The 23,783-nt window shown below is 29.0% G+C and carries 34 protein-coding genes and 3 tRNA genes; 20 read left to right on the top strand and 17 right to left on the bottom strand.

Annotation, left to right across the window (positions count from 1 at the left end; translation table 4 throughout):
* The first annotated feature begins 253 nt into the window (after window positions 1-253).
* Together NPA07_RS05455 and NPA07_RS05450 are read left to right on the top strand one after the other, a co-directional pair.
* On the top strand, window positions 254-811 hold the full coding sequence (locus NPA07_RS05455) for a hypothetical protein (RefSeq protein ID WP_256553203.1): 558 nt from the start codon (window positions 254-256) through the stop codon (window positions 809-811).
* Entirely contained in the window at window positions 792-1,118 is a 327-nt protein-coding gene (locus NPA07_RS05450) for a hypothetical protein (protein WP_256553202.1), read from the top strand. Before NPA07_RS05455 ends, NPA07_RS05450 begins: the two co-directional genes overlap by 20 nt.
* 768 nt (window positions 1,119-1,886) lie before the next feature.
* Here NPA07_RS05450 and NPA07_RS05445 read toward each other — a convergent pair.
* Together NPA07_RS05445 and NPA07_RS05440 are read right to left on the bottom strand one after the other, a co-directional pair.
* Entirely contained in the window at window positions 1,887-2,363 is a 477-nt protein-coding gene (locus NPA07_RS05445; RefSeq protein ID WP_126118236.1) for a hypothetical protein, read from the bottom strand.
* Window positions 2,364-2,399: 36 nt separating this feature from the next.
* Complete coding sequence (locus NPA07_RS05440) at window positions 2,400-3,527, bottom strand: DnaJ C-terminal domain-containing protein (protein ID WP_126118237.1); 1,128 nt, start codon at window positions 3,525-3,527, stop codon at window positions 2,400-2,402.
* Window positions 3,528-3,773: 246 nt separating this feature from the next.
* Between NPA07_RS05440 and NPA07_RS05435 the strand changes: the two genes are divergently transcribed.
* Window positions 3,774-4,565 (top strand): hypothetical protein, encoded by a 792-nt coding sequence (locus tag NPA07_RS05435; protein WP_126118238.1) that lies wholly within the window; start codon window positions 3,774-3,776, stop codon window positions 4,563-4,565.
* 121 nt (window positions 4,566-4,686) lie between these two features.
* A tRNA-Thr gene (locus NPA07_RS05430) sits at window positions 4,687-4,762 on the top strand.
* A 607-nt stretch (window positions 4,763-5,369) separates the two neighbouring features.
* Here the strand turns inward: NPA07_RS05430 and NPA07_RS05425 are convergent.
* The 6 genes from NPA07_RS05425 to NPA07_RS05400 form a co-directional block, all read right to left on the bottom strand.
* Window positions 5,370-5,639, bottom strand: coding sequence for a hypothetical protein (locus NPA07_RS05425; protein WP_256553166.1), 270 nt, complete (start codon window positions 5,637-5,639; stop codon window positions 5,370-5,372).
* A complete protein-coding gene (locus NPA07_RS05420) occupies window positions 5,579-5,716 on the bottom strand; it encodes a hypothetical protein (RefSeq protein WP_256553071.1) in 138 nt (45 codons plus the stop codon). The genes NPA07_RS05425 and NPA07_RS05420 overlap by 61 nt, the downstream gene beginning before the upstream one ends.
* Entirely contained in the window at window positions 5,697-6,104 is a 408-nt protein-coding gene (locus NPA07_RS05415; protein WP_256553201.1) for a hypothetical protein, read from the bottom strand. The genes NPA07_RS05420 and NPA07_RS05415 overlap by 20 nt, the downstream gene beginning before the upstream one ends.
* The gene (locus NPA07_RS05410; RefSeq protein ID WP_256553200.1) at window positions 6,089-6,472 is read right to left on the bottom strand and encodes a DDE-type integrase/transposase/recombinase; all 384 of its coding nucleotides are present in this window, start codon (window positions 6,470-6,472) and stop codon (window positions 6,089-6,091) included. The genes NPA07_RS05415 and NPA07_RS05410 overlap by 16 nt, the downstream gene beginning before the upstream one ends.
* Window positions 6,473-6,584: 112 nt before the next feature.
* A complete protein-coding gene (locus tag NPA07_RS05405) occupies window positions 6,585-6,836 on the bottom strand; it encodes a hypothetical protein (RefSeq protein WP_256553198.1) in 252 nt (83 codons plus the stop codon).
* Window positions 6,837-6,841: 5 nt separating this feature from the next.
* Complete coding sequence (locus tag NPA07_RS05400) at window positions 6,842-6,982, bottom strand: hypothetical protein (RefSeq protein WP_256553090.1); 141 nt, start codon at window positions 6,980-6,982, stop codon at window positions 6,842-6,844.
* A gap of 148 nt (window positions 6,983-7,130) precedes the next feature.
* On the opposite strand from NPA07_RS05400, the gene NPA07_RS05395 reads away from it, so the two are divergent.
* From NPA07_RS05395 to NPA07_RS05375, 6 genes are read left to right on the top strand one after another with little or no spacing between them, the layout of a single operon-like run.
* A complete protein-coding gene (locus NPA07_RS05395) occupies window positions 7,131-7,886 on the top strand; it encodes an MAG0110 family membrane protein (RefSeq protein WP_126118239.1) in 756 nt (251 codons plus the stop codon).
* A 51-nt stretch (window positions 7,887-7,937) separates the two neighbouring features.
* Entirely contained in the window at window positions 7,938-8,468 is a 531-nt protein-coding gene (locus NPA07_RS05390) for a helix-turn-helix domain-containing protein (RefSeq protein WP_126118075.1), read from the top strand.
* Between the two features lie 32 nt (window positions 8,469-8,500).
* Window positions 8,501-8,668 carry an IS3 family transposase gene (locus NPA07_RS05385; protein WP_256553183.1) on the top strand — a complete coding sequence of 56 codons (168 nt, stop codon included), beginning with the start codon at window positions 8,501-8,503 and terminating at the stop codon, window positions 8,666-8,668.
* Between the two features lie 29 nt (window positions 8,669-8,697).
* The gene (locus tag NPA07_RS05380) at window positions 8,698-9,015 is read left to right on the top strand and encodes a hypothetical protein (RefSeq protein ID WP_256553182.1); all 318 of its coding nucleotides are present in this window, start codon (window positions 8,698-8,700) and stop codon (window positions 9,013-9,015) included.
* Window positions 8,946-9,098 (top strand): hypothetical protein, encoded by a 153-nt coding sequence (locus tag NPA07_RS05730; protein WP_408634435.1) that lies wholly within the window; start codon window positions 8,946-8,948, stop codon window positions 9,096-9,098. The genes NPA07_RS05380 and NPA07_RS05730 overlap by 70 nt, the downstream gene beginning before the upstream one ends.
* The gene (locus NPA07_RS05375) at window positions 9,062-9,352 is read left to right on the top strand and encodes an IS3 family transposase (protein ID WP_256553197.1); all 291 of its coding nucleotides are present in this window, start codon (window positions 9,062-9,064) and stop codon (window positions 9,350-9,352) included. Before NPA07_RS05730 ends, NPA07_RS05375 begins: the two co-directional genes overlap by 37 nt.
* 731 nt (window positions 9,353-10,083) lie before the next feature.
* On the opposite strand, the gene NPA07_RS05370 is transcribed toward NPA07_RS05375, so the two are convergent.
* From NPA07_RS05370 to NPA07_RS05330, 9 genes are all read right to left on the bottom strand, one after another.
* Window positions 10,084-10,554 (bottom strand): hypothetical protein, encoded by a 471-nt coding sequence (locus NPA07_RS05370; protein ID WP_256553196.1) that lies wholly within the window; start codon window positions 10,552-10,554, stop codon window positions 10,084-10,086.
* A gap of 53 nt (window positions 10,555-10,607) precedes the next feature.
* Window positions 10,608-10,820, bottom strand: a complete 213-nt coding sequence (locus NPA07_RS05365; protein ID WP_256553195.1) for a hypothetical protein — start codon at window positions 10,818-10,820, stop codon at window positions 10,608-10,610.
* 75 nt (window positions 10,821-10,895) lie between these two features.
* Window positions 10,896-11,258, bottom strand: coding sequence for a hypothetical protein (locus NPA07_RS05360; RefSeq protein WP_256553194.1), 363 nt, complete (start codon window positions 11,256-11,258; stop codon window positions 10,896-10,898).
* A 42-nt stretch (window positions 11,259-11,300) separates the two neighbouring features.
* Window positions 11,301-11,552: a hypothetical protein gene (locus NPA07_RS05355; RefSeq protein ID WP_256553103.1), complete on the bottom strand. Its 252-nt coding sequence runs from the start codon at window positions 11,550-11,552 to the stop codon at window positions 11,301-11,303.
* Between the two features lie 5 nt (window positions 11,553-11,557).
* Complete coding sequence (locus tag NPA07_RS05350; protein WP_256553090.1) at window positions 11,558-11,698, bottom strand: hypothetical protein; 141 nt, start codon at window positions 11,696-11,698, stop codon at window positions 11,558-11,560.
* 395 nt (window positions 11,699-12,093) lie between these two features.
* On the bottom strand, window positions 12,094-12,906 hold the full coding sequence (locus NPA07_RS05345) for a coiled-coil domain-containing protein (protein ID WP_126118243.1): 813 nt from the start codon (window positions 12,904-12,906) through the stop codon (window positions 12,094-12,096).
* A gap of 288 nt (window positions 12,907-13,194) precedes the next feature.
* Window positions 13,195-13,271: transfer RNA gene (locus NPA07_RS05340), tRNA-Arg, on the bottom strand.
* A 36-nt stretch (window positions 13,272-13,307) separates the two neighbouring features.
* A tRNA-Arg gene (locus NPA07_RS05335) sits at window positions 13,308-13,384 on the bottom strand.
* 176 nt (window positions 13,385-13,560) lie between these two features.
* Complete coding sequence (locus NPA07_RS05330; protein ID WP_126118244.1) at window positions 13,561-13,962, bottom strand: hypothetical protein; 402 nt, start codon at window positions 13,960-13,962, stop codon at window positions 13,561-13,563.
* A 228-nt stretch (window positions 13,963-14,190) separates the two neighbouring features.
* On the opposite strand from NPA07_RS05330, the gene lysS reads away from it, so the two are divergent.
* The 10 genes from lysS to NPA07_RS05280 all read left to right on the top strand — a co-directional run bounded on the left by lysS (window position 14,191) and on the right by NPA07_RS05280 (window position 23,763).
* Window positions 14,191-15,657 carry a lysine--tRNA ligase gene (lysS, locus tag NPA07_RS05325; protein WP_126118245.1) on the top strand — a complete coding sequence of 489 codons (1,467 nt, stop codon included), beginning with the start codon at window positions 14,191-14,193 and terminating at the stop codon, window positions 15,655-15,657.
* Between the two features lie 379 nt (window positions 15,658-16,036).
* Window positions 16,037-17,098 carry a phospho-furanose lactonase gene (locus tag NPA07_RS05320; RefSeq protein WP_126118246.1) on the top strand — a complete coding sequence of 354 codons (1,062 nt, stop codon included), beginning with the start codon at window positions 16,037-16,039 and terminating at the stop codon, window positions 17,096-17,098.
* A gap of 97 nt (window positions 17,099-17,195) precedes the next feature.
* Window positions 17,196-19,343, top strand: coding sequence for a PTS ascorbate transporter subunit IIC (locus NPA07_RS05315; protein WP_126118247.1), 2,148 nt, complete (start codon window positions 17,196-17,198; stop codon window positions 19,341-19,343).
* 85 nt (window positions 19,344-19,428) lie between these two features.
* Window positions 19,429-19,707 carry a PTS sugar transporter subunit IIB gene (locus tag NPA07_RS05310; RefSeq protein WP_126118248.1) on the top strand — a complete coding sequence of 93 codons (279 nt, stop codon included), beginning with the start codon at window positions 19,429-19,431 and terminating at the stop codon, window positions 19,705-19,707.
* A 2-nt stretch (window positions 19,708-19,709) separates the two neighbouring features.
* Entirely contained in the window at window positions 19,710-20,195 is a 486-nt protein-coding gene (locus tag NPA07_RS05305; protein WP_126118249.1) for a PTS sugar transporter subunit IIA, read from the top strand.
* 8 nt (window positions 20,196-20,203) lie between these two features.
* On the top strand, window positions 20,204-20,857 hold the full coding sequence (locus NPA07_RS05300) for a 3-keto-L-gulonate-6-phosphate decarboxylase UlaD (protein WP_126118250.1): 654 nt from the start codon (window positions 20,204-20,206) through the stop codon (window positions 20,855-20,857).
* The gene (locus NPA07_RS05295; RefSeq protein ID WP_126118251.1) at window positions 20,838-21,716 is read left to right on the top strand and encodes an L-ribulose-5-phosphate 3-epimerase; all 879 of its coding nucleotides are present in this window, start codon (window positions 20,838-20,840) and stop codon (window positions 21,714-21,716) included. Before NPA07_RS05300 ends, NPA07_RS05295 begins: the two co-directional genes overlap by 20 nt.
* Window positions 21,716-22,447, top strand: coding sequence for an L-ribulose-5-phosphate 4-epimerase (locus NPA07_RS05290; RefSeq protein WP_164535716.1), 732 nt, complete (start codon window positions 21,716-21,718; stop codon window positions 22,445-22,447). The genes NPA07_RS05295 and NPA07_RS05290 overlap by 1 nt, the downstream gene beginning before the upstream one ends.
* Window positions 22,413-23,279, top strand: coding sequence for a Cof-type HAD-IIB family hydrolase (locus tag NPA07_RS05285; RefSeq protein WP_235659542.1), 867 nt, complete (start codon window positions 22,413-22,415; stop codon window positions 23,277-23,279). Before NPA07_RS05290 ends, NPA07_RS05285 begins: the two co-directional genes overlap by 35 nt.
* Window positions 23,272-23,763 (top strand): MPN499 family protein, encoded by a 492-nt coding sequence (locus NPA07_RS05280; RefSeq protein WP_256553193.1) that lies wholly within the window; start codon window positions 23,272-23,274, stop codon window positions 23,761-23,763. Before NPA07_RS05285 ends, NPA07_RS05280 begins: the two co-directional genes overlap by 8 nt.
* Window positions 23,764-23,783: the final 20 nt, after the last annotated feature.

Genomic DNA, 23,783 nt, shown 5'->3' with positions numbered 1-23,783 from the left:
AGAAAAGTAAAAAATGAGCTTAAGAGAAGAAGAATGTTTTAGAAAACGGTCAAGATATTTCTAAAATCGAGGCACAGTTTATTAAAATTTATGAAAAAATTCTAAATAAAAATCCATTAAAAGGTGTTTACCAAAATAAAAGTTCTGACTATGATTTTGGGCAAATTATTGAAATTGATGCAACACCACTTCATCTTTTGGAGAAAGTAAGAAGTACCATATTTATAATGTTGTTGATGCGACAACAAAAAGTTTGTTAGCAATCTGAATTGACATTGAGGAAACAACAATTGGATATCAAAATCTTCTAACACAATTATTTAAAAGGTATGGCATTCCACAAGTAATAATAACGGATAGAAGAAGAACTTTTTGAGGTTCAGATAGTACAAGAACAACTATGGAAGAAGCACTAAATGCAAGAGGAATTGAACTTATAACAAGCAAGAATCCAAAGGCAAAACCAAATGTTGAAAGATCATTTTGAACATTGCAAAGATGAATAGGAACATTCTTTCATACAAACGGAATCAACTGTTTTGAAGACTTTTTGGGAAAAATTGAACTTTTAATTGATGAATACAACAAACAATTTAAAAAGGCCGAAGCAGTAAGTAAAAAATCAAATGTTTTTAGAAAGCCAAATACTGAAATTTTTGAAGAAGAGATGAATCTTGTAATTAAAAGAAAAATAGTTAATCATACTGTGAGATATGACAACAAATATCTTGCTCCATTTGATAATAATGGCGCTAGGGTTTCTATGTTTGAAAGTGGAGAGGCAAAGTCTTATGGTAACTCCTGAAAATAAATTATTCTTTGTTGAGGGAAAAGAAAATATGAAGCCAGAGTACCGAAAGGAAACGAATTGAGCGCAATCGATGTATATGCAATATCAAAAATCTTGATCCACAACATCAAGGTGTAAGAGCCTACAATTAAAACCATGCTTCATAATAGAACATGAACATCCAGTACATTTGAAAAACTTGAAAATATATTTAAGAATTCTGCAAACCCAAACAATAAAGACATTGAATTTATTAAAAACTATTAAGTGAAAATCTTGAAAAGTTAAATGATATTACAAAAGAAATGAAGGAATTTATTGACGCTAATTACAAATCATTTAAGTAAGTTTTTCTTGTTTCTTCTTTTTAAAAAGAAGAAAGCCTGTCTTACAAGACAAAAAGAAGTTTTGCTTCTTAAGACCGACAGGTCTTAATAAGAGCCAACGGCTCAATACTTATTAAATAAGTTATTTTTATTTCAATCAACAATTTATTTGTTGATTGAAGAATATTTAAAAAGAAATTAACAAATGATGTCAATCCCCAAAAGTTATGAAAAAACTTTAGGATTGAAGACAAAATGAATTAATTAAAAGCAACTTCTTAATGATGTTGTATGTTTTAATATGCAAAATTTTAAAAAATGTAATTTAACATTTAAAAATGCGGTAAACCTTAATGTTGTACACACAAAAACAAAAAATAACACATTTTTTTGCTGTTTTAGTTAAAAAATAGCCAAACTTTTATGTGTTTTGGCTATAATTTTTACAACCTTAAAAATTGGACAAAATAGAAGAAAATTATCAAGTATTATACTTAAATTTAATTATAAAATGAACTTTTTTGCAAACTGCAAAAAAGCACTTTTGTGTAGTTTTTATAAGCAAATTTTAAATTTGATTTTTTATACTATAAGTGGGAAAGGGTGTATTTGACAACGTTTTTTTGAAAAACAAACCTTAAAAATTAGAAAGAAAACATTTAATTTGCATAACCAATTATCTCAATTTAGTTAAATTATGACCATAGTTAATCTACAATAAGGATCATAAGCAAGCCTAATTTAACAACAAGTTTTGATTACCGTGAATTTTAAAGTTTGAACACTTTATTTATGACAACTTCGGTTGTTTTTGCTAAAACTGATGTTTCATTATTATTAAATTTTGATTCATCGCCAAATTCAAATTCTCCATAGTCTTCGTTATCATTATTATAAGAGTCATAAACAAAAGACAATTCACCAGATTTTAAAGAAACTTTTTTAAAGAAAATGTTTGAAAAATCAAAATTTTGGGTATCAAAAGAGTCGATTTTATTTTTGATATCTTTTCATTCTTTTAAATTAAAATGTTCTAATTCATCATTCTTGTTTCTTACAAACGGTGGTACAGGATGGCTTAAAAATTTTTGTTCAATAAAGTCATTTGACTTATAAATATCACAAAATAATTGAAAATCTTTTAAAAGATTTTCATCACTTTGAATCAAACTCTTGAACATTGTATTTTCTTCATATGTTCCTGAAATTTTTCCTAATTTTTCTTTTACTAAATTGCTTTGTTTCATACACAAATTATAATAAAAAAAGTCCAAACGGACTTATTATCTTTCTTTCTTAACCATTTCAGAAAATTCAGCATTTACATTATCTTCATAGGGTTCTAAAATCTTAGCCATTTCATTGTACAAATCAGTAGTAAAGTTTGGCATAAGAATTTGAAGAGAGACCTTCATATTTCCAACACCTCTTTTTGATCTAACGCCCTTACCTGTTAGATTAAGAATTTTTCCAAATTGGTAAGTATTTTTCATTTTAATTCTTTCAAAACCATATGGAGTTGGAACCATTACAGAATTTTCTTTAACAATATCTAAGAATGAAACCGGTAAATCAAGAAACAAGTCTAAACCACTTCTCTTGAAGTACTTATGTTCCTTAACAATGATTACGATGTATAGGTCTCCTGATTCACCACCATTATGACCTTTTTCACCATAACCATCAATTTTAATTTTGTCACCAGTGTCTGAACCTTCAGGAATTTTGAATGTAACATTTTTCAATTTTTTGGTATATAAACTACCATTACATTCACGACATGTCTTGCCAGTTAGCTTACCTGAACCATTACATCTGTCACATGTTGTAATCATTTTCATGTAACCAAGAACAGAACGAGTTTGAGTTTCTTTTTGTCCCTTTCCTTGACAACCATTACAGGTTTTAATATCGCTTGGATTGTCAGCACCTGTACCTTTACATTTTCCACAAATTTCAAATTTGTTTAATTTTTCTTTAAATTCCTTACCTTTTATTGCTTCAATAAAATCAACAATGATTTCAGTGTAGATATCATCACCTCTAATTTTTTCAACTTTTGCTGATTTTTGTTTAGATGATCTACCTGAATCACCAAAGTTAAATACAGTATCAAAAATATTTTGAGTAAATTTTCTAAAATCTCCCATACCAGCGTTGAAGTTCATTCCAAAACCTTGGCCAGGTTGTGGACCGTCAGGTGAACCAAAACGATCGTAATTTGATTTTTTGTTTGGATCACTTAAAACTTCATAAGCTTCATTTAACTCTTGCATTTTTTGGTCGCTAGTACCATCCTTTAATTTATCAGGGTGATATTTCATTGCAAGTTTACGGTAAGCACTTTTAATTTCTTTTTCACTAGCTGTTTTTGGAACACCTAGTACTTCATAATAACTTTTTTTAGGCATATTTCAATTTTAGCACAAATATGATTAGAGTGCTAATTTTTATTTAAATATATTTATCAATGTCTTCTCATAATTTTCATTCTTACTAAAAACACTGTTTTATAGCCTTTTTAGTCAAACTCCAATATTGTAATTTATCCTAAATAAAAATAAATTTCTTGTCCTTCATTATAGGTTTAACAACCAAATTAAATAAATATGTATAATTTATCAAACAAATAATTAGAAAAATTTATAGGAAGAATTATGAATAAAAAAATGTTAAAATTTACACCTTTGCTAAGTGGTGCTTTGGTTATTCCAATTATTATTAGTGCAAGTTGTAATGAGAAAGAAGAAATAAGTAGCCAAGCACTTGAACTTAAACAAAAAATTGAAGAGAAAATTAAGCACGCTAAGAATCTAATCAAAGATTTGGGCAAGGAAAAAGAGAAAGAAACAAGTAAAATCAACAATGCTCTTGATGAAATAAGTGATTCAGTTGCATCCATAAAACCAATTAGAAAATGATGAGGATGACTTAATAACAGGTATGAGATAGTATCAGGATATGTTGAATATCTTGAAGAATTAAAAGGTTCAAACAACACATCACAACCAGTTATTCCAGGTAATCCATCGACTCCGGCAGCAAATGATTCACATATGTATGAAGGAACACTAGGTAAGCCTGATTTTGGAAGTAGAAGTGACACATACCACAGAATGAATAATTTTAAAGACTGTATATATTATTACAAAGATCAAACATTTCATGGTCCGTCAATTGTTGCGGAAAGAAGAGATCGCATTGGAATCTCTTTAACTATATTTAAAATAAATGGTGAACTACGAAGCAAAGTATACAATGGATATGAATTAGTAAATCATTTAAATCCTACAATTATTAAAAACGGTGAAAGAAAAGCAAATACCTACTTAGAAACTACTTGAGATGGCAATAAATTTAAATTCATATTTAGATTAGTTAAAATTGAAGATGGCGAATTAGATTTAAGTGATGAAACAAAATATGAAATCACGGCTGCATATTGATAATATGAAAATTATAAAAGTGAAGTGTTGCTTGTGTTGAAACTTCACTTTTATTTTTCCGTTAGTCGTTTTTGACTATTTTTTAACTTTAGTGGCTTTTTTGCTATAATAAAAATCGTAATTAGCCGTCATAGCTCAGTCGGTAGAGCACATCCATGGTAAGGATGGGGTCGCTGGTTCAAGTCCAGTTGTCGGCACCATATGTTAAAAACTCCAAATCAGATAGTGGCATTGCTACTATTTTTTTATTAAATTGTAACAAAGCATATGCTACTAGGCGATGCTTTATTTGTGCAAGAGTTCTATAAAGAAAATATGGCAAATAAGTTCATTGATGATAAAGCATGATAATTTTCTTCTATTTTGTCCAATTTTTAAGGTTGTAAAAATTATAGCCAAAACACATAAAAGTTTGGCTATTTTTTTAACTAAAACAGCAAAAAATGTGTTATTTTTTTGTTTTTGTGTGTACAACATTAAGGTTTACCGCATTTTTTAAATGTTAAATTACATTTTTTAAAATTTTGCATATTAAAACATACAACATCATTAAGAAGTTGCTTTTAATTAATTCATTTTGTCTTCAATCCTAAAGTTTTTTCATAACTTTTGGGGATTGACATCATTTGTTAATTTCTTTTAAATATTCTTCAATCAACAAATAAATTGTTGATTGAAATAAAAATAACTTATTTAATAAGTATTGAGCCGTTGGTTCTTATTAAGACCTGTCGGTCTTAAGAAGCAAAACTTTTTTTGTCTTGCTAGATAGGCTTTCTTCTTTTAAAAAAGAAGAAACAAGAAAACTTACTTAAATGATTTGTAATTAGCGTCAATAAATTCCTTCATTTCTTTTGTAATATCATTTAACTTTTCAAGATTTTCACTTAATAGTTTTTTAATAAATTCAATGTCTTTATTGTTTGGGTTTGCAGAATTCTTAAATATATTTTCAAGTTTTTCAAATGTACTGGATGTTCATGTTCTATTATGAAGCATGGTTTTAATTGTAGCTCTTACACCTTGATGTTGTGGATCAAGATTTTTTGATATTGCATATACATCGATTGCACTCAATTCGTTTCCTTTCGGTACTCTGGCTTCATATTTTCTTTTCCCTCAACAAAGAATAATTTATTTTCAGGAGTTACCATGCTTTGCCTCTCCACTTTCAAACATAGAAACCCTAGCGCCATTATTATCAAATGGAGCAAGATATTTGTTGTCATATCTCACAGTATGATTAACTATTTTTCTTTTAATTACAAGATTCATCTCTTCTTCAAAAATTTCAGTATTTGGCTTTCTAAAAACATTTGATTTTTTACTTACTGCTTCGGCCTTTTTAAATTGTTTGTTGTATTCATCAATTAAAAGTTCAATTTTTCCCAAAAAGTCTTCAAAACAGTTGATTCCGTTTGTATGAAAGAATGTTCCTATTCATCTTTGCAATGTTCAAAATGATCTTTCAACATTTGGTTTTGCCTTTGGATTGCCGCTTGTTATAAGTTCAATTCCTCTTGCATTTAGTGCTTCTTCCATAACTGTTCTTGTACTATCTGAACCTCAAAAGTTCTTCTTCTATCCGTTATTATTACTTGTGGAATGCCATACCTTTTAAATAATTGTGTTAGAAGATTTTGATATCCAATTGTTGTTTCCTCAATGTCAATTCAGATTGCTAACAAACTTTTTGTTGCCGCATCAACAAGATTATAAATATGGTACTTCTTACTTTCTCCAAAAAGATGAAGTGGTGTTGCATCAATTTCAATAATTTGCCCAAAATCATAGTCAGAACTTTTATTTTGGTAAACACCTTTTAATGGATTTTTATTTAGAATTTTTTCATAAATTTTAATAAACTGTGCCTCGATTTTAGAAATATCTTGACCGTTTTCTAAAAACATTCTTCTTCTCTTAATCTCATTTTTTTACTTTTCTCGTTGCATATGAACTGCAATAACCAAGTCTAAGCATTCTTTTATAAAAGGTAGTGAAAGGCAACAATTTTTTTCATCATTAGTAGTTCTCATTATTGTAAAAATGCAACAAGGCTACACTAAGATCACCTTTTGATATTTTCTCAATATGTTCCACTAATTCATAATATCTATTAGTTAAATCAATAATAACTGAATCACTTACTTTCACACCCCTAAGTTTATTTTTATTACCATGTGATATACTGATTGCATCTTGGTTATTTGTAGATGCAATCAATATTTGATTTCTATATCTTTTAATTGTTTTTGTTGATGTTCTACAACCCAATTTTCCTAATATTTTTGATATTTCGGCATTTGGTCTATTTCAATATTGTTGAATTTTTTTAAATCTAAAATTTTTTTATCTTCATAATCAGTTGTTTTACCTGTATCAACTGCTTGAAATCTGGTTTTAATTACAAGATTTTCCATAATTTAAATTCTCCTTTTTAAAATAATAATTGAAACCTAAAAATGGACAAAATAAAAGATAAAAACAGGGTGGACAAAATAAAATAAAACCATTACAAATAAGTTCATTGATGATAAAGCAAAAAAATTAGGCTATAATTTGATTACTATGAAAAATTATGAACAATTAAATAATAATGATCTAAATATAGTAGACAACACATTAGTTAGAAAGAATACATTCTTAGGTTATACATTACTTTGATTTACATTTTGTATGGTCATAAGTTTTACAACAGCTTTTGCAGCAACATATAATATGGTAACTGTTGTTAATTACTTTGTAAACCATTACTATTCTTGAATATTAGGCGGTGTGCTAACAATTGCACTTTTGTTTATTTATATGTTTTTAGGTCCTAAAATGCACCTTGGAATTTCAATACCAATAGTTACTATAATTATGATGGGTTTTGGACTCTTTGCTCTTTCTGTTCCTCTTTACTATGCAAAATATACGCTTGATTGATGAAAACTATATTTGGTTTTATTCTTGCCAGCTGGTTTTATGTTAATCATGGGCACATTAGCAGCAACAAATAAGATTAATTTAAGTATGCTTTGAGTTCCACTTATTGTTCTATTTGTTGCAATTATTACCTTAAGTATTGTGAGCTGATTTGTATTTTCAGACTGATTAGTCTCATTAATTTCAGGTCTTGGTGTATTGCTTATGGTTATATATATGGGTATTGATTGACTACTTATTAATAAATTTAACAAGGTATATAGTGATTTTATAAATACAGAAGAAACTAAAAAAGAAATGATTAGAATGTCGCTTTTCTTTGGTTTTAAATTAGCATATGACTATATATATTGTGTTCTATATTTAATTAGACTTTTCTCAAATTTTAAAAACTAGCTTATGAAGTGAACCCCTAAAGTTGTACAAAAGAACTTTAGGGGTTTTTATATGAAATTAGATAAAAGTATTAAGAAAAAAATTGTTAATTTTTATAAAAAAGGAATGATAAAAAGTCAAATATCATTGAAGTTTGGGTTATCAGAAAGTACAGTTACTAATGTTATCGAAAAATACAATGCGTTTGGTAAAACAAGTTTCGAACCAAGAAAAAATTCCACTCATAAATCACCTGAATTTAAGCATCTCATAGTTTTGAGAGTTCTTAATGGTGAAACAATACAAGATATATCAATACAAGAAAAAATTAGTTATTGTGCAATTAGATCTTGGGTAATGAAATACCAAGAATTAGGATATAATGGACTTATGAAAAAGTCAAGAATTAAAAAAATACTTAGAAGAGAATTATTAACTAATAATGAAAAATACAAGAATATTGATTCAGAACAAAGATGCAAAATCTATGAAGAACAAATTAGAATTCTTTGAATGGAAAATGATATTTTAAAAAAATCGATAGCCTTAGCTGAAAAGGTGAAAGCAAAAAAGAAATCAATAAATACAGATTTGAAATCGTAAATCAGCTAAGGCATATTTATAAATTAAGTGAGTTGATTTCTTATTTTTGAACTTCTAGTTCAACATATTATTACTATCTGAAAAGAGTAAATAAAACAGAAGTTGATAGTGAAATTAAACAAGAAATAATATCTATCTACGAAAAACACAAAGGAAGATATGGGTATAGAAGAATCACTATTGAACTACAAAAAGGTTAAAAATTAACCATAAAAAGGTTAAAAGAATTATGAATGAACTTGGATTAAAAGGAATTCAACCAAGAGAAAAATACAAATCATTTAAGGGTGAACTTAATAAGAAAATACCTAATCATTTATTAGAAGAGAAAGAAGAAAAAGGCTATAAAACAGGCAAATTAGGTCAAAATTTTAAAACTTCAAAGCCAAATCAAAAATGAACAACAGATGTTACCGAATTTAAAGTGAAAGACAAAAAACATATCTCTCACCAATTCGCGATATGCATACAGGTTATATTATTGTTAGAAAATTATCAAAAAGTCCAAATTTCAAAATGGTTGAAGATATGTTGGACGAGGCGTTAGCAAAATTCGATAACCTTGAAGGATTGATATTTCATTCAGATCAAGGATGACCATATCAAATGCCACAATATCAGAAAAACTAAAAGATAGAGGTATTATCCAAAGTATGTCTCGAAAAGGCAATTGTCTTGACAATTCAATTATGGAAACATTCTTTGCACAATTAAAGAATGAAATATATTATGGAAAAGAATATAAATCGATTGATGAGTTAGAACAAAAAATTAATGAGTACATAGATTATTACAATAATGAAAGAATAATTCTGAGATTAAAAATGTCACCCGCTGAATATTGGAAGAGATGTAATATGGATCAATATAAAGAAATGAACTAGATTGTCAAGAAAATTAATTATGATTAAATCATATCTTTTAAATAAATTCGCAACACAAACAATGTAACAAATTGAGAAATTAATTTTATATAAATTGGAAAAACGCATTTCCACAAAAATAATTAATAAAATTAATTTTAAAAACTAAATAAAAAATAATTGGTTGGCTAGAAGCCAACCCAAGAAAATAATATTAATGATTCTTTTTCGCATTTTTGATCAAAAATGCGAAATAAATAAAATCAAGCGGATTCCGCTTGATAAAAATTGATAATTTTCTTCTATTTTGTCCAATTTTTAAGGTTGTAAAAATTATAGCCAAAACACATAAAAGTTTGGCTATTTTTTAACCAAAACAGCAAAAAATGTGTTATTTTTTGTTTTTGTGTGTACAACATTAAGGTTTACCGCATTTTTTAAATGTTAAATTACATTTTTTAAAATTTTGCATATTAAAACATACAACATCATTAAGAAGTTGCTTTTAATTAATTCATTTTGTCTTCAATCCTAAAGTTTTTTCATAACTTTTGGGGATTGACATCATTTGTTAATTTCTTTTTAAATATTCTTCAATCAACAAATAAATTGTTGATTGAAATAAAAATAACTTATTTAATAAGTATTGAGCCGTTGGCTCTTATTAAGACCTGTCGGTCTTAAGAAGCAAAACTTCTTTTTGTCTTGCCAGACAGGCTTTCTTCTTTTAAAAAAGAAGAAACAAGAAAAACTTACTTAAATGATTTGTAATTAGCGTCAATAAATTCCTTCATTTCTTTTGTAATATCATTTAACTTTTCAAGATTTTCACTTAATAGTTTTTTAATAAATTCAATGTCTTTATTGTTTGGGTTTGCAGAATTCTTAAATATATTTTCAAGTTTTTCAAATGTACTGGATGTTCATGTTCTATTATGAAGAATGGTTTTAATTGTAGCTCTTACACCTTGATGTTGTGGATCAAGATTTTTTGATATTGCATATACATCGATTGCGCTCAATTCGTTTCCTTTCGGTACTCTGGCTTCATATTTTCTTTTCCCCTCAACAAAGAATAATTTATTTTCAGGAGTTACCATAGACTTTGCCTCTCCACTTTCAAACATAGAAACCCTAGCGCCATTATTATCAAATGGAGCAAGATATTTGTTGTCATATCTCACAGTATGATTAACTATTTTTCTTTTAATTACAAGATTCATCTCTTCTTCAAAAATTTCAGTATTTGGCTTTCTAAAAACATTTGATTTTTTACTTACTGCTTCGGCCTTTTAAATTGTTTGTTGTATTCATCAATTAAAAGTTCAATTTTTCCCAAAAAGTCTTCAAAACAGTTGATTCCGTTTGTATGAAAGAATGTTCCTATTCATCTTTGCAATGTTCAAAATGATCTTTCAACATTTGGTTTTGCCTTTGGATTGTCGCTTGTTATAAGTTCAATTCCTCTTGCATTTAGTGCTTCTTCCATACTTGTTCTTGTACTATCTGAACCTCAAAAGTTCTTCTTCTATCCGTTATTATTACTTGTGGAATGCCATACCTTTTAAATAATTGTGTTAGAAGATTTTGATATCCAATTGTTGTTTCCTCAATGTCAATTCAGATTGCTAACAAACTTTTTGTTGCCGCATCAACAAGCATTATAAATATGGTACTTCTTACTTTCTCCAAAAAGATGAAGTGGTGTTGCATCAATTTCAATAATTTGCCCAAAATCATAGTCAGAACTTTTATTTTGGTAAACACCTTTTAATGGATTTTTATTTAGAATTTTTTCATAAATTTTAATAAACTGTGCCTCGATTTTAGAAATATCTTGACCGTTTTCTAAAAACATTCTTCTTCTCTTAAGCTCATTTTTTACTTTTCTCGTTGCATATGAACTGCAATAACCAAGTCTAAGCATTCTTTTATAAAAGGTAGTGAAAGGCAACAATTTTTTTCATCATTAGTAAGTCTCATTATTGTAAAAATGCAACAAGGCTACACTAAGATCACCTTTTGATATTTTCTCAATATGTTCCACTAATTCATAATATCTATTAGTTAAATCAATAATAACTGAATCACTTACTTTCACACCCCTAAGTTTATTTTTATTACCATGTGATATACTGATTGCATCTTGGTTATTTGTAGATGCAATCAATATTTGATTTCTATATCTTTTAATTGTTTTTGTTGATGTTCTACAACCCAATTTTCCTAATATTTTTGATATTTCGGCATTTGGTCTATTTCAATATTGTTGAATTTTTTTAAATCTAAAATTTTTTTATCTTCATAATCAGTTGTTTTACCTGTATCAACTGCTTGAAATCTGGTTTTAATTACAAGATTTTCCATAATTTAAATTCTCCTTTTTAAAATAATAATTGAAACCTAAAAATGGACAAAATAAAAGATAAAAACAGGGTGGACAAAATAAAATAAAACCATTATCAAGCGGATTCCGCTTGATAAAAATAATCAAATATTTTATAATTTTTTTGTACAAGTTTTGGGGTTCACATCATTATTGTAGCTAGTTTTTTTGTTACTGAGATATTTCAGCAATCAAAATGATGGTTAGTAAGTAAAACTATGTTTTAATAGACTTTTATGTTTGCTAAAGCTAATTTAAATTCATGGATAATTATTCTAATTCCAATACTTGAATCAAATATTTGCACATTTAGAGGTTGTTTTACAAATTAAAATAACAGACTTACAGCATGTCTGTTATTTCGAATAATCAACAATTAAACTAATGAGAATTTAACAATGTAAACTGTGGTATCCTTATTAGTATCCACTTTTTTCCTTTTATATTCAACTAATCTGAATGATAATGTTAATATATTATTTGAGTATTCAGCTTTTAAGTAACTTGAGGGTTTTTCTTCCCCATTTTTTGTATATGTTGGTCTATCAGGGTTTGCAATTTGGAAATTATTATTAAGTTTTGTTAATAAATCACCATTGATTTCAAAAGCAGTTCCATACGCATTTTTTCAATCAGTTTTTCCATTAAATAAAAGAATCTTTTTTGCAGTAAATGAATATCCAAAAGTATTTTCTTTGATATCGCTTACTAATTGCTTGATTTTATCTTTATCTACAATACTAAATGAACTTTGGTACTTATTTGCTTCACTAGTTGTTCCAGTTCCTGGATTTGGAGTAGGTGTTACAGGTTGGCTAGGTTGGGCAGGATTTGATGGTTGAGATGGTGTTGTTGAACCGCCAGCACTTTGATGATTTTTAACTGTTTCTAATAGATTATCAGTTTGCTTAACAATTTCATTAATATCTTCCTCAGTTTTAGCTTTTGTAAGATTTTCTCTCATTGTTTTAATCAACGGGTTTATACTGCTGGTTAATTGAGTATCATTTTTTTCTCTAAGTTTAGCTTCAAGTTCTTTTATTTTTTCTTCCACTTTTGCTTTCTTTTGTTCAAGGGTATCAGCTTGTGGTTGATCTTTATCTTCCTTTTGACAACTTGCACTTATTGCAATTGTACCTATTGATAAAAAAGAAGCAACAAAACCTAATTTTAGAAGTTTTCTATTCATATATTATTTCTCCTTATTTCATATATCTTAATTATACTCTTTTATATTTGTAACCAAACCTTACCAAGTGCATTATAAACTTATTTCTTAATTAAAAAAACAAACACTTTTAATTTCGTTAAGCGTTTGAAATTTTGTACTAAGTTATACTATTTTTTGCATTGTGTAATTTAACCAACTTATATAACACAAAATAGAACGCTTGACAAGAAAGATCCAAATTTAAACTATAAGACGCTTTATTTATTGCGATTCATTATTCAAAAATTTTAAAAAGTGATAAAAAAATGGCGTCCCTGAGTGGAATTGAACCACCTACCCCAAGCTTAGGAGGCTTGTGCTCTATCCGGTTGAGCTACAAGGACTTTTTATTATTATAACAAAAAAGCAAAATAAAAAAATGGCGATCACGAGAGGATTCGAACCTCTGACCACGGGCTTAGAAGGCTCGTGCTCTATCCTACTGAGCTACGCGACCACGCATTAATTGTTTGCAATTTTTATTTCTTGCATATTAATAATACCACAAAAAAATTTTTGTGGCATTTTTTGAAATCAAAAAAGTTGATTTTTTTATTTTATATGGAATTTTAGGCATATTTTATATACATTTCTTGAAAAATAATAATTTAGTTGCCTAAAAACCATTTGTAATTATTTTTTTAAATTTTCAACAGAACCTTCAATTTGACTAATATTTTCTGCTGCATCAAAATATGAAGAGAGTGGCATATCATTAATTTCGCTTTCACCTTTTTCATTTTCTATCAAATGACGACAAATTCCCTTGTAAACCATATCTTTATAATGACTTAGTGTTAACACTAAAAGTTTAGAAACCTTGAAAAGTCTATCGCGATATTCATTTGCATGTTTTTGGGGATCTTTTTTTGTTAATTCATATGCTTTTATAACAATTGTTTCAGCCTGTTTTATAAGATCTTCAAGATCTATTGGATTTAAGTTCTTTTTCATTCTTTGAAACGATTTATTCATATGCTCAAAAGCTAATTTCTTTATTTGTTCTTCTTTTTCGCTTAATTTATTGTTATTCATAATAAACTCCTTTAAATAATTGAAACACAACTTTACTTATTAGTTCATTGAACTTAATCAAGAAACAAATGTTCAAAGTTTCAAAATTAATTATTAAAATTATATATTTTAAATTTGTTAGATTTCAAATAAATAATATTTGTAATTGAATATTTGAACAATTCAATTTAAACATTATTTATTCATTATTTTATATAATTTAAAATTAATATGAATAAGGAGAAAAATATGGCTAAATATACTGAACAAGAACAAGTTCGTCGTGACAAATTAGATTTTTATAAAAAATTTGATGTTGAACCATTTAAAAAAGCCTATAACCTAGGTAAATTAAGCACAAGTGATGAATTAAGTAAAAAGTATGCTGAATTTTCAAAAGAAAAATTAGAAGACAAAAAAATTAAGAAAAATATTAGTGGTAGATTGATTACCACAAGGGGGCCTTTCTTAGTTTTAAAAGACCGAAAAGGAGTTATTCAAGTTTACTTCAATAAAAAAGAAAATGAAGAATTAACTAAAATAGTTGAGACATTTGACTTGGGTGACATTATATGAGTTAGAGGTCTCTTAATGAAAACTCACACAGGTGAGTTAACAGTTAAAGCACAAGATATTCAACTTTTAACCAAAGCTCTTAAACCTCTTCCTGATAAATTTCATGGTCTTGTTGATACAGAAGAAAGATATCGTCATAGATATTTGGATTTAATCACTAATGCAAAGTCAAGAGAAACATTCATTATGAGAACTAAGATAGTTCAATGAATTAGAGATTACTTTAATAAACTTGATTATCTTGAAGCTGAAACACCATTCTTGCATGATTATCTTTCAGGTGCAGCTGCTAAGCCTTTTACAACTCACCATAACTCACTAAATCAAGACTTTGTTTTAAGAATTGCTACTGAAATTCCTCTTAAGAAATTAGTAGTTGGCGGATTTGAAAGAGTTTATGAAATGGGTAGAATTTTTAGAAATGAAGGTTATGACACAACTCATAATCCAGAGTTTACCACAATTGAGTTTTATGAAGCGTATTCAAATGTTGAAGGTATGATGAACCGGACAGAAACCTTGATTAAAGAACTTTGCAAGAAAATTGGCAAGAGTAAGTTTATAACCAATGGTGTTGAAGTTGATTTATCTAAACCATTTAAACGCGTAAACATGATTGATGCTGTAAGTAAAGAAACAGGAAAAGATTTTAGAAAGATCACACTTGAAGAAGCTATCGAAGTAGCAAAGGTTCATAAAATTAAACTTGAGAAGTTTTATACAATCGGTCATATTATTAATGCATTATATGAAGAACTAGTTGAACCATCATTGATTCAACCAACATTTCTATATGGACACCCAATTGAAATTTCACCGCTTAGTGCAAAAAGTGAGGATCCTAGATTTACTGAACGTGCTGAGTTATTTATTAATACAAAAGAGTATGCAAATATGTATACAGAGTTAAGCGACCCAATTGACCAGTTAGAACGTTTTGAAGCACAACTTGAAGAAAAGAGCAAAGGTAATGACGAGGCAAGTGATATTGACTATGACTTTGTTGATGCACTTGAATACGGTATGCCACCAACAGGAGGTTGTGGAATTGGTATTGATCGTTTAGTTATGTTGCTTACTGAAACTGATTCAATTCGTGATGTATTATTGTTTCCAACGCTTAAGAGAATTAAGAAATAAAGGTACAAAAGCACCATTAAAAGTGCTTTTTTCTTTATTTATTTAGCAAGAAAATAAAAACAATTTAGTACAAGACATAAGGAAATTTTTCCATATTTTGTGCAAAAGTTTAAAAAGGCAAATCCCCAACAAAAAATGTTAAAAAAAATTTGAAAAAAACTTTCAATTTAAATAAGTATTTTTTACATATATTTATTATATATAAGGTAAAAAGCAAAAAAATATTTTAGTGAGTTTATAATTTTTTTTGGAAAAAACTTCCAAAAATGAGTAAAAATTTATATTTCAAGTTATTAATATTAAACATAAAATTTAAGTAGAACCATAAAAAAACAATAACTAATTTACAAGGTTCTATTGACTTCAATAAGGAGATTTAATGAAGAAAGAAAAATTTGTTAGAACAGTGCTAGGTGATGTGCCTGCAAGTTCAATCGGTATAACCGACTGTCATGACCACCTTATCAAAAATGGTGGCCCAGAAATGGAAGAACACATTGACTTTTTAATGATCAATGTTGATGCCGCTAAAAAAGAACTTCAAGAATACGTTGACCGTGGTGGAAAAACTATGGTTACAATGGATCCACCTAACGTTGGACGTGATGTATTCAGAATGCTAGAAATAGCTGAAGCTTTCAAAGGTAAAGCAAACATTGTTATGTCAACAGGTTTCCACAAAGCTAAATTTTATGATAAATATTGCTCATGATTAGCTAATGTTCCAACAAATGACATTGTTAAAATGTGTGTTGCTGAAATTGAAGAAGGTATGGACGTTTATAACTACAATGGACCAGTAGTTAAACGTAGCAAAGCTAAAGCCGGAATCATTAAAGCTGGTACAGGATATGCTGCAATCGACCGTCTTGAATTAAAAGCACTTGAAGTAGCTGCAAGAACATCAATTACAACAGGTTGCCCTATTTTAGTTCACACTCAATTAGGTACAATGGCATTAGAAGTTGCACAACACTTAATTGACTTTGGTGCAAACCCACGTAAGATTCAAATCTCACACTTAAATAAAAACCCAGACCGTTACTACTATGAACAAGTTATTAGAGAAACAGGTGTTACACTATGTTTTGATGGACCAGACCGTGTTAAATACTACACCGATACAACTCTAGCTGAAAATATTAAATACTTGGTAGACCAAGGTCTTCAAAAACACATTACATTAAGCCTTGACGCTGGTAGAATTCTATACCAACGTAATTATGGTTTAACAAAAGGTAAGGAAACATTTGGATTTGCATACTTATTTGACAGATTCATTCCTTTACTTAAAAAAGTTGGTGTTTCTCAAGAAGCTATCGATGACATCTTGATTAATAACCCACGTGAAATTCTTGCTTTTGATGAACCACGTAAATACGATGCATCAAAAGTATCAAAAGAATTAAAAGCTCTTAAAAAAGAATTTAAACTTGATTAATTTTTTACAATAAACTCAAACTTATAACATTTCATTAATTTATTTAAAATATTTACAATTTTTAAAAACATTCTCTTTTTAGGGAAAGGATTCTCTTATGTCAGAAAACAAGACAAAAAGATCTTTTAACTGAAAAGCTTTAGTTGGTGCACTAGTTGTAGTTGCACTATTTGCAGGAGTTTATATACTATCTTTAGGTATCAAAAAATGAGATTTTAAAGCTGGTACATTATTCTTTGCAAAAGACTTATTATTAAATAACTTTCTTGGAGTTAATGCAATTCTAATTGGAACAATTGTTCTTGTAGGTTATTTAATATTAGGTAGAGGCTTCTCAGACTCATTTATAGGCATGCTTAAGGCCATGATTGGTGTTTTAATGATGCAAATCGGTTCAGGTATGATTGTTGGTTTAGCTAAACCAATATTCGCGGCATTCTCTAAATTTGGTAATGGTCTTACTCCACTTGATACATATTTAGGTCAAGTTTCAGTAGAAAATTACCTTAACTCTGTTGGCCAAGGTTTTGCATCATGATTAGCATATGCATTACTAATTGGTTTATCAGTAAACATTATTTTAGTTGCACTAAGAAAATGAACAAATGTTCATTCACTTATGATTACTGGACACGTTATGTTCCAACAAGCAGCTGTTGTAGTTCCAATTATTCTTGTATTAATGTTCTCAGGTTCACAATTTAGAACTGTTGAGGGCTCAATTAATGTAGGTGGTCAAATTGGTACAATCTTCTTCTCAGGTGTTTTACTTGGAACATATTGAGGTGTTGCTTCAACATCTACAATTAAAGGTTCAGATGCAGTTACACAAAAAGCTGGTTTCTGTGTTGGACACCAACAAATGTTTGGTATTGCAATTGCTTATCAAATTGGTAAATGATTTGGTAAAAAAGAAGATTCAGCAGAAACTAAAAAACTTTCAAACAAAGTTAAAATTTTAGAAGACAACATCTTTACACAAAGTGCATTGATTTTATTAATCTTTGTTATCTTAGTATTAATTATTCAATTTGCACCTGCTGGAAAAGAAGTTAGATTCGCAGATACTAAAGGATTTGTAACTGGAACATACGGAAGTTGAAAACCTGGTGGTGGTGCAGTTTATTGACCAATTAACCTTGTTTTAGGCTCATTACAATTAATTGCTGCAATTCTTACATTGCAAGCAGGTATTCGTATGTTTGTTTCAGAACTACAACAAGCATTCCAAGGTATTAGTGAAAAACTTGTTCCTGGTGCTGTTGTTGCTGTTGACGTTGCTGCAACATATGGATTTAGTCAAAATGCAGTTACCTATGGTTTTCTATTCGGTACATTAGGTCAATTCTTAGCTACAGGATTAATTATTGGACTAGCACAAATACCAAGTTCAAGTTTCAAACTTGTTATGGTAGTTCCATTGTTCATTACATTATTCTTTAACTCAGGTTCTATTGGTGTATTTGCAAATGCATCAGGTGGTTACAAAGCAACTATTGCAGTTCCATTTATCTTTGGTTTCTTAGAAATTATTGTTGTTGCAATTGCTTTAAGCGTTGTTAAAGGTTATGTTTCAGGTACTCAAGCTTCACTTGAATATACATATCTTGAAAAAGCTATTAATGAACCGGGTAAATTTACAAACTTCATTACTGAACTTAAAGCTATTGTAACAGCTGGAAATCTTAAAGATGGTAGACACACAGTTGCAATGGCTGACATAAACTCATATGTTACTGCCCTAGAAGGTAATGATGTATTTGCTAAATTAAGAGCAATTAAAGATATGGAAGCATTCTTCAAAATAGAAAAGAATTCAGTTAAAACAACAACTCAATTATTGTCTAAAACTGCTGGATTTATTCCATTCCTTTCATCTTACTTAGCGCCTGAACAACTAGTTACAGGATCAAAAGGTGCATTTGTAAGCCTTGATCAATTAAGAAAAGTTGTTGAATCAGGTAGAACGCCATTCTTAACAGGATTTAATGGTCTATTCGATTGAACATTTATATTCAGTTTTGTAACAATTCTTGGTGGATGACACCCAATTGCAGCTTATATTGTATTCCCACTTTATTTTGTTGGTATGCTTGTTGCTGCTCAATTCTTTGACTCACACAGACAACACAAACCTACAGTATTCCAAAAATTACTAAAAGTTAAAGTTGAAACTCTAGAAGATCAAAAGAAAGCAGATGAAGCTGCTAGCCAAATGAGTGAACCACAAGCTGAAATGGCATAGTAAGCAATAAAAATAAAGGCAGATTTTTCTGCTTTTATTACTATTTAAGATATATTTTATATACAAAATATATTTAGGAGATATCATGAAAGTATTATGTGTATGTGGCTCAGGTATGGGCACAAGTATGATTATCAAAATGAAAGTTCAACAAGCAATGAAAGAACTTTCAATTCCTGGAACAGTTGAAGCCTTAGGTCTAGGTCAAGGCAAAACAGTTGTAAACAACTTTGATGTTGTTTTATGTACAGCAAACTTTGTTTCAGAAGTATCAAAAAGCAAAGCAAAAGCATATGGTTTAAAAAACATCATGGATGTTAACGAAATTAAAACTGCATTAAGTGATGCAAAAAGTAAGATGTAATAATGGCTGATAAATTAAACTTGTTAGATAACTTAATTGTTAATAACTCAATTGTTACTCAAGTGGAAGTAAAAGATTGAAAAGATGCTATTAAGCAAGCTTGCTTACCATTAGAAAAAGCAAAAGTTATTAATTCTAAGTATTATGATTACATACTAGAATCAGTTAAGAAAAATGGACCTTACTTCATTATTGTTGAAGGTCTTGCAATGCCACATGCTTCAGCAACTCAAGATGCTGTTTTTGGGAACGGCTTCTCATTAATTACACTCAAAAAACCAATTAAATTTGATGGCGACGAAAGAGAAGTTAAGATCTTAATGGGCCTAGCAGCAAAAGATGGCGAAACACATACAGCTGTTGCTATTCCACAAATTATTGCTGTTTTCGAAGACCCTGAAAACATTGAAAAAATAGCAAGTGCTAAAACAAAAGAAGAAATTATAGGAATCATTAAAGGTGTTGACTATACTAAATACCTTGGTTAGGATTTAATATGAAACCAATGTTACAGATTGCATTAGATAACTTAACAATTGAGGATGCAATTGCAAGTGCAAAAAAGGTTGAAAAATACATCGACATTATTGAAGTAGGAACAATTCTTATTTCATCAGAGGGTAAAAAAGCTATCAAAGCATTAAGAGAAGCTTTTCCTACAAAGATAATTGTTGCTGATGGCAAAATTGCTGATGCTGGTAAAGTATTCGGTAAGATGTTTTTCGAAAATGGTGCTGACTACACAACCTGTATTTGTGCAGCTGAGGTACCAACAATTGTTGAAACAATGAATATTGCCAAGGAATATGGCAAAGATAAAGAAGTTCAAATCGAATTAACTTCAAATTTTACTTGAGATCAAGTTGATGCTTGAGCTAAAGTTGGCGTCCCACAAGTTGTTTGACACCGTTCAAGAGATAGCCAAGCAAGTGGAGTTAAATGAGGACAAAAAGACATAGATGCCGTTTCTAAACTTGCCAAAAAAGGCTTTAAAGTAACTATTACTGGCGGTGTAGCTCTTGAAGACATTATGCTATTCAAAGATATTCCAATTTTTATCTTTATAGCTGGTAGATCATTAAGAGATGCAGAAAATCCAGAATTAGCAGCCAAAGCCTTTAAGGACGAATTTGCCAAATATTGAAAATAAGAACCGCTTATTAGGTATCTATGAAAAAGCCATAAACAACAAATTTAGCCTTGAAGAAAAAATTCTTATTGCTAAGTCTGCTGGTTATGACTTTATGGAATTTTCTGTTGATGAAACCCCAGGTAGATTAGCACGTTTAGACTGAAGTGACGATGAAATTGCTCAAGCTCAAATGTTGCTAATCAAACACAAATTTAATTTTAATTCAATGACACTCAGTGGTCATCGTAAATATCCTTTCGGTTCTAAAGATCCTAAAATTAGAGCTAAAGCAAAAGAAATAATGACCAAAGCCATTATTTTAGCTAAAAAATTAGGTATTAGAACTGTTCAGCTTGCTGGTTATGATGTTTATTATGAACCTGCTGATGAAGAAACAAGAAAAAACTTCATTGAAGGTATGAAATGAGCAGTAACAGAAGCAAGCAAGCATTCAGTTATGTTAGCTTTTGAAATTATGGACACACGATTTATGGGAACTAACTCAAGAGCAATGACATACATAAATATGATTAATAGTCCTTATTTACAAATTTATCCTGATTTAGGTAACATTTATCAATGAGCTAATAAGGAAGATTTATACAATGAGTTTGAAATTGCTAAAGATCATATTGTAGCATTCCATTTTAAAGACACTATTCCAACAAAGTTTAGAGATACACCTTTTGGTAGCGGAACTGTTGATTTTCCTTATCTTTTAAAAATTTTAAAAGATCTTAAGTTAAATCAACCAATTATGATCGAAATGTGGTCATTAAACAAAGAAAACGAAACTAAGGAAGAAGCAATCAAGTATATTAGCGAAGCACATAAGTTTTATGACAAAATGTGAGCTAAAGTTGGAGGGGATAAATAATGACTCTTGACAAAAAATATGAAGTAGAAATCAAAAAACTTAAGCAAGAAGTTTACGATGCAAATATGCTTTTAGTCAAATATGGTCTTGTTATTCATACATGGGGCAATGTTTCAGGTATTACACAAGATCGTAAATATATGGTTATTAAACCAAGTGGCGTTTCTTATGATTCGCTTAAACCTGAAGATATGGTTATAACAGATTTAGATAACAATGTTATTGATTCAAAATATAACCCATCTTCTGATACGCCTACTCATACATTGCTTTATAAAGAAAATCCTGAAATTAAAGGAATAGTTCACACACATAGTCCTAATGCTGTTTCGTTTGCTCAGGCAGGTAAAGATATCCCTTGTTTTGGAACAACACATGCAGATAATTTTTATGGACCAGTTCCTTGTGCAAGAGCCTTGAGTCCACAAGAAATTAATGGACAATATGAACACAACACAGGTCTTGTGATAATAGAAACCTTTAAAAGTCGTAAAATTGACTGAAAAGCATGCTCAGCTACATTAGTTAAAGAACATGGTCCTTTTGCTTGGTCATTTAAATCTCCAAAGGATGCTGTTGATTTAGCTCTTACACTTGAACAAGTGGCAAAGATGGCTATTAATACATTAATAATTTCAAATAACAATGCTTCAAGTGCTCAGGGAGCATTAATTGAAAAACACTATAATCGTAAGCATGGAAAGAATGCTTATTATGGACAAAAGAAATAATATTGAATACTTCATCTTTGATTTAGATGGTACACTCTATGATGAGTCAAAAAATCTACTAGAGTCGACCAAGAAGACTATAAAACAGCTTCAAAAGGAAAATAAAAACATAATAATTGCAACTGGAAGACCATATTATATGAACTATAAACTCATGGAAGATTTAAATATTAAACACCCAGTTGTAGCTGGTAATGGCTCAATGATTTATGATCCAATTACCAAAAAAATACCTTTTTTTCAGGCAATTGACAAAGCAATTGCTAAAGAATTAATTAACTTCTTAGAAGACAACAAAATCGACTTCTTAGCATATGATATTAACGGAATGAGAGGAAATAATTTCACTAATCCACGTTGATTTGAATTTATGATCTATCAACACATTAAAGAAGATAATCCTTATCGTTGAAAATATGAAGAAGGCAGCCTAAAAGAAATAAGTGATCAATTTAATTTTGCTAAACTACTAATTATTACTCAAAATGTTCCACAAGAGAAGATAGACTCCCTACTTACAATTGCAAACAAATTTAATAAATTTATATATACAGTATCTTCTCAAAGTGGTGTTATTGATATAATGCCTATAGGAATTTCAAAAGGTAAGACATTGGTTAAGTTAGCAGAAATTAGTAATATTGATTTATCAAAAGCAATTGCTTTTGGTGATGCTGATAATGACATAAGTATGTTGCAATCTGTTAAAATTCCTGTTGCAATGGGTAATGCAACAAATAGTGTAAAAGCAATAGCAAAATATATTGCTGATACAAATAACAATGATGGTATTGCAAAAATGATTAAAGAATTAGGGTTAATAAATGAATAAAATCAAAACATACAAAGTCAACATAATCGAAAATAAATACTGATATTGTCCTTCACTTTTTACTTTCAGTAGAAGATTATGAGCATCTAGACCTTTTAGCACACTTGAAGAGTTAGCAAGAAATTTAGAAATTAAATATAATGCTGCCTACTATAATTTCAATGGCGATTTGAGATTTAAAGCTTTTAATGAATTGCAAAAAATGCACAAAAGTGGTATTTCAATAAATTCAACAGCACTTAAGGAAAGTGGTAATAGTCTTAAATTTGATATCAGCGAAAACGTTGAAGTTATCTTAGATGACTTATCTCTAAAATTAATTAAAAAGGGTAAATCATTTTCTTGTCCTATGCACTTTTTTGATGAGTTATATTTAGAATACTTTGATGAGAAAAAAGTAACGAAAGATCAAAAAATTAGGTTAACTTGAAGAAAATATTATTTTGACATTGAAGTTGTTGGAAAAGCACAAATTAAAGAATAGAAATAGAGTGAACTTTTGGC

Origin of the sequence: Mycoplasmopsis caviae (assembly GCF_024498215.1) — a bacterium.
Lineage (GTDB): Bacteria > Bacillota_I > Bacilli_A > Mycoplasmatales > Metamycoplasmataceae > Mycoplasmopsis > Mycoplasmopsis caviae.
Note: the sequence above shows the minus strand (reverse complement) of the source record. Positions and strands in the feature narration are given on the sequence as shown.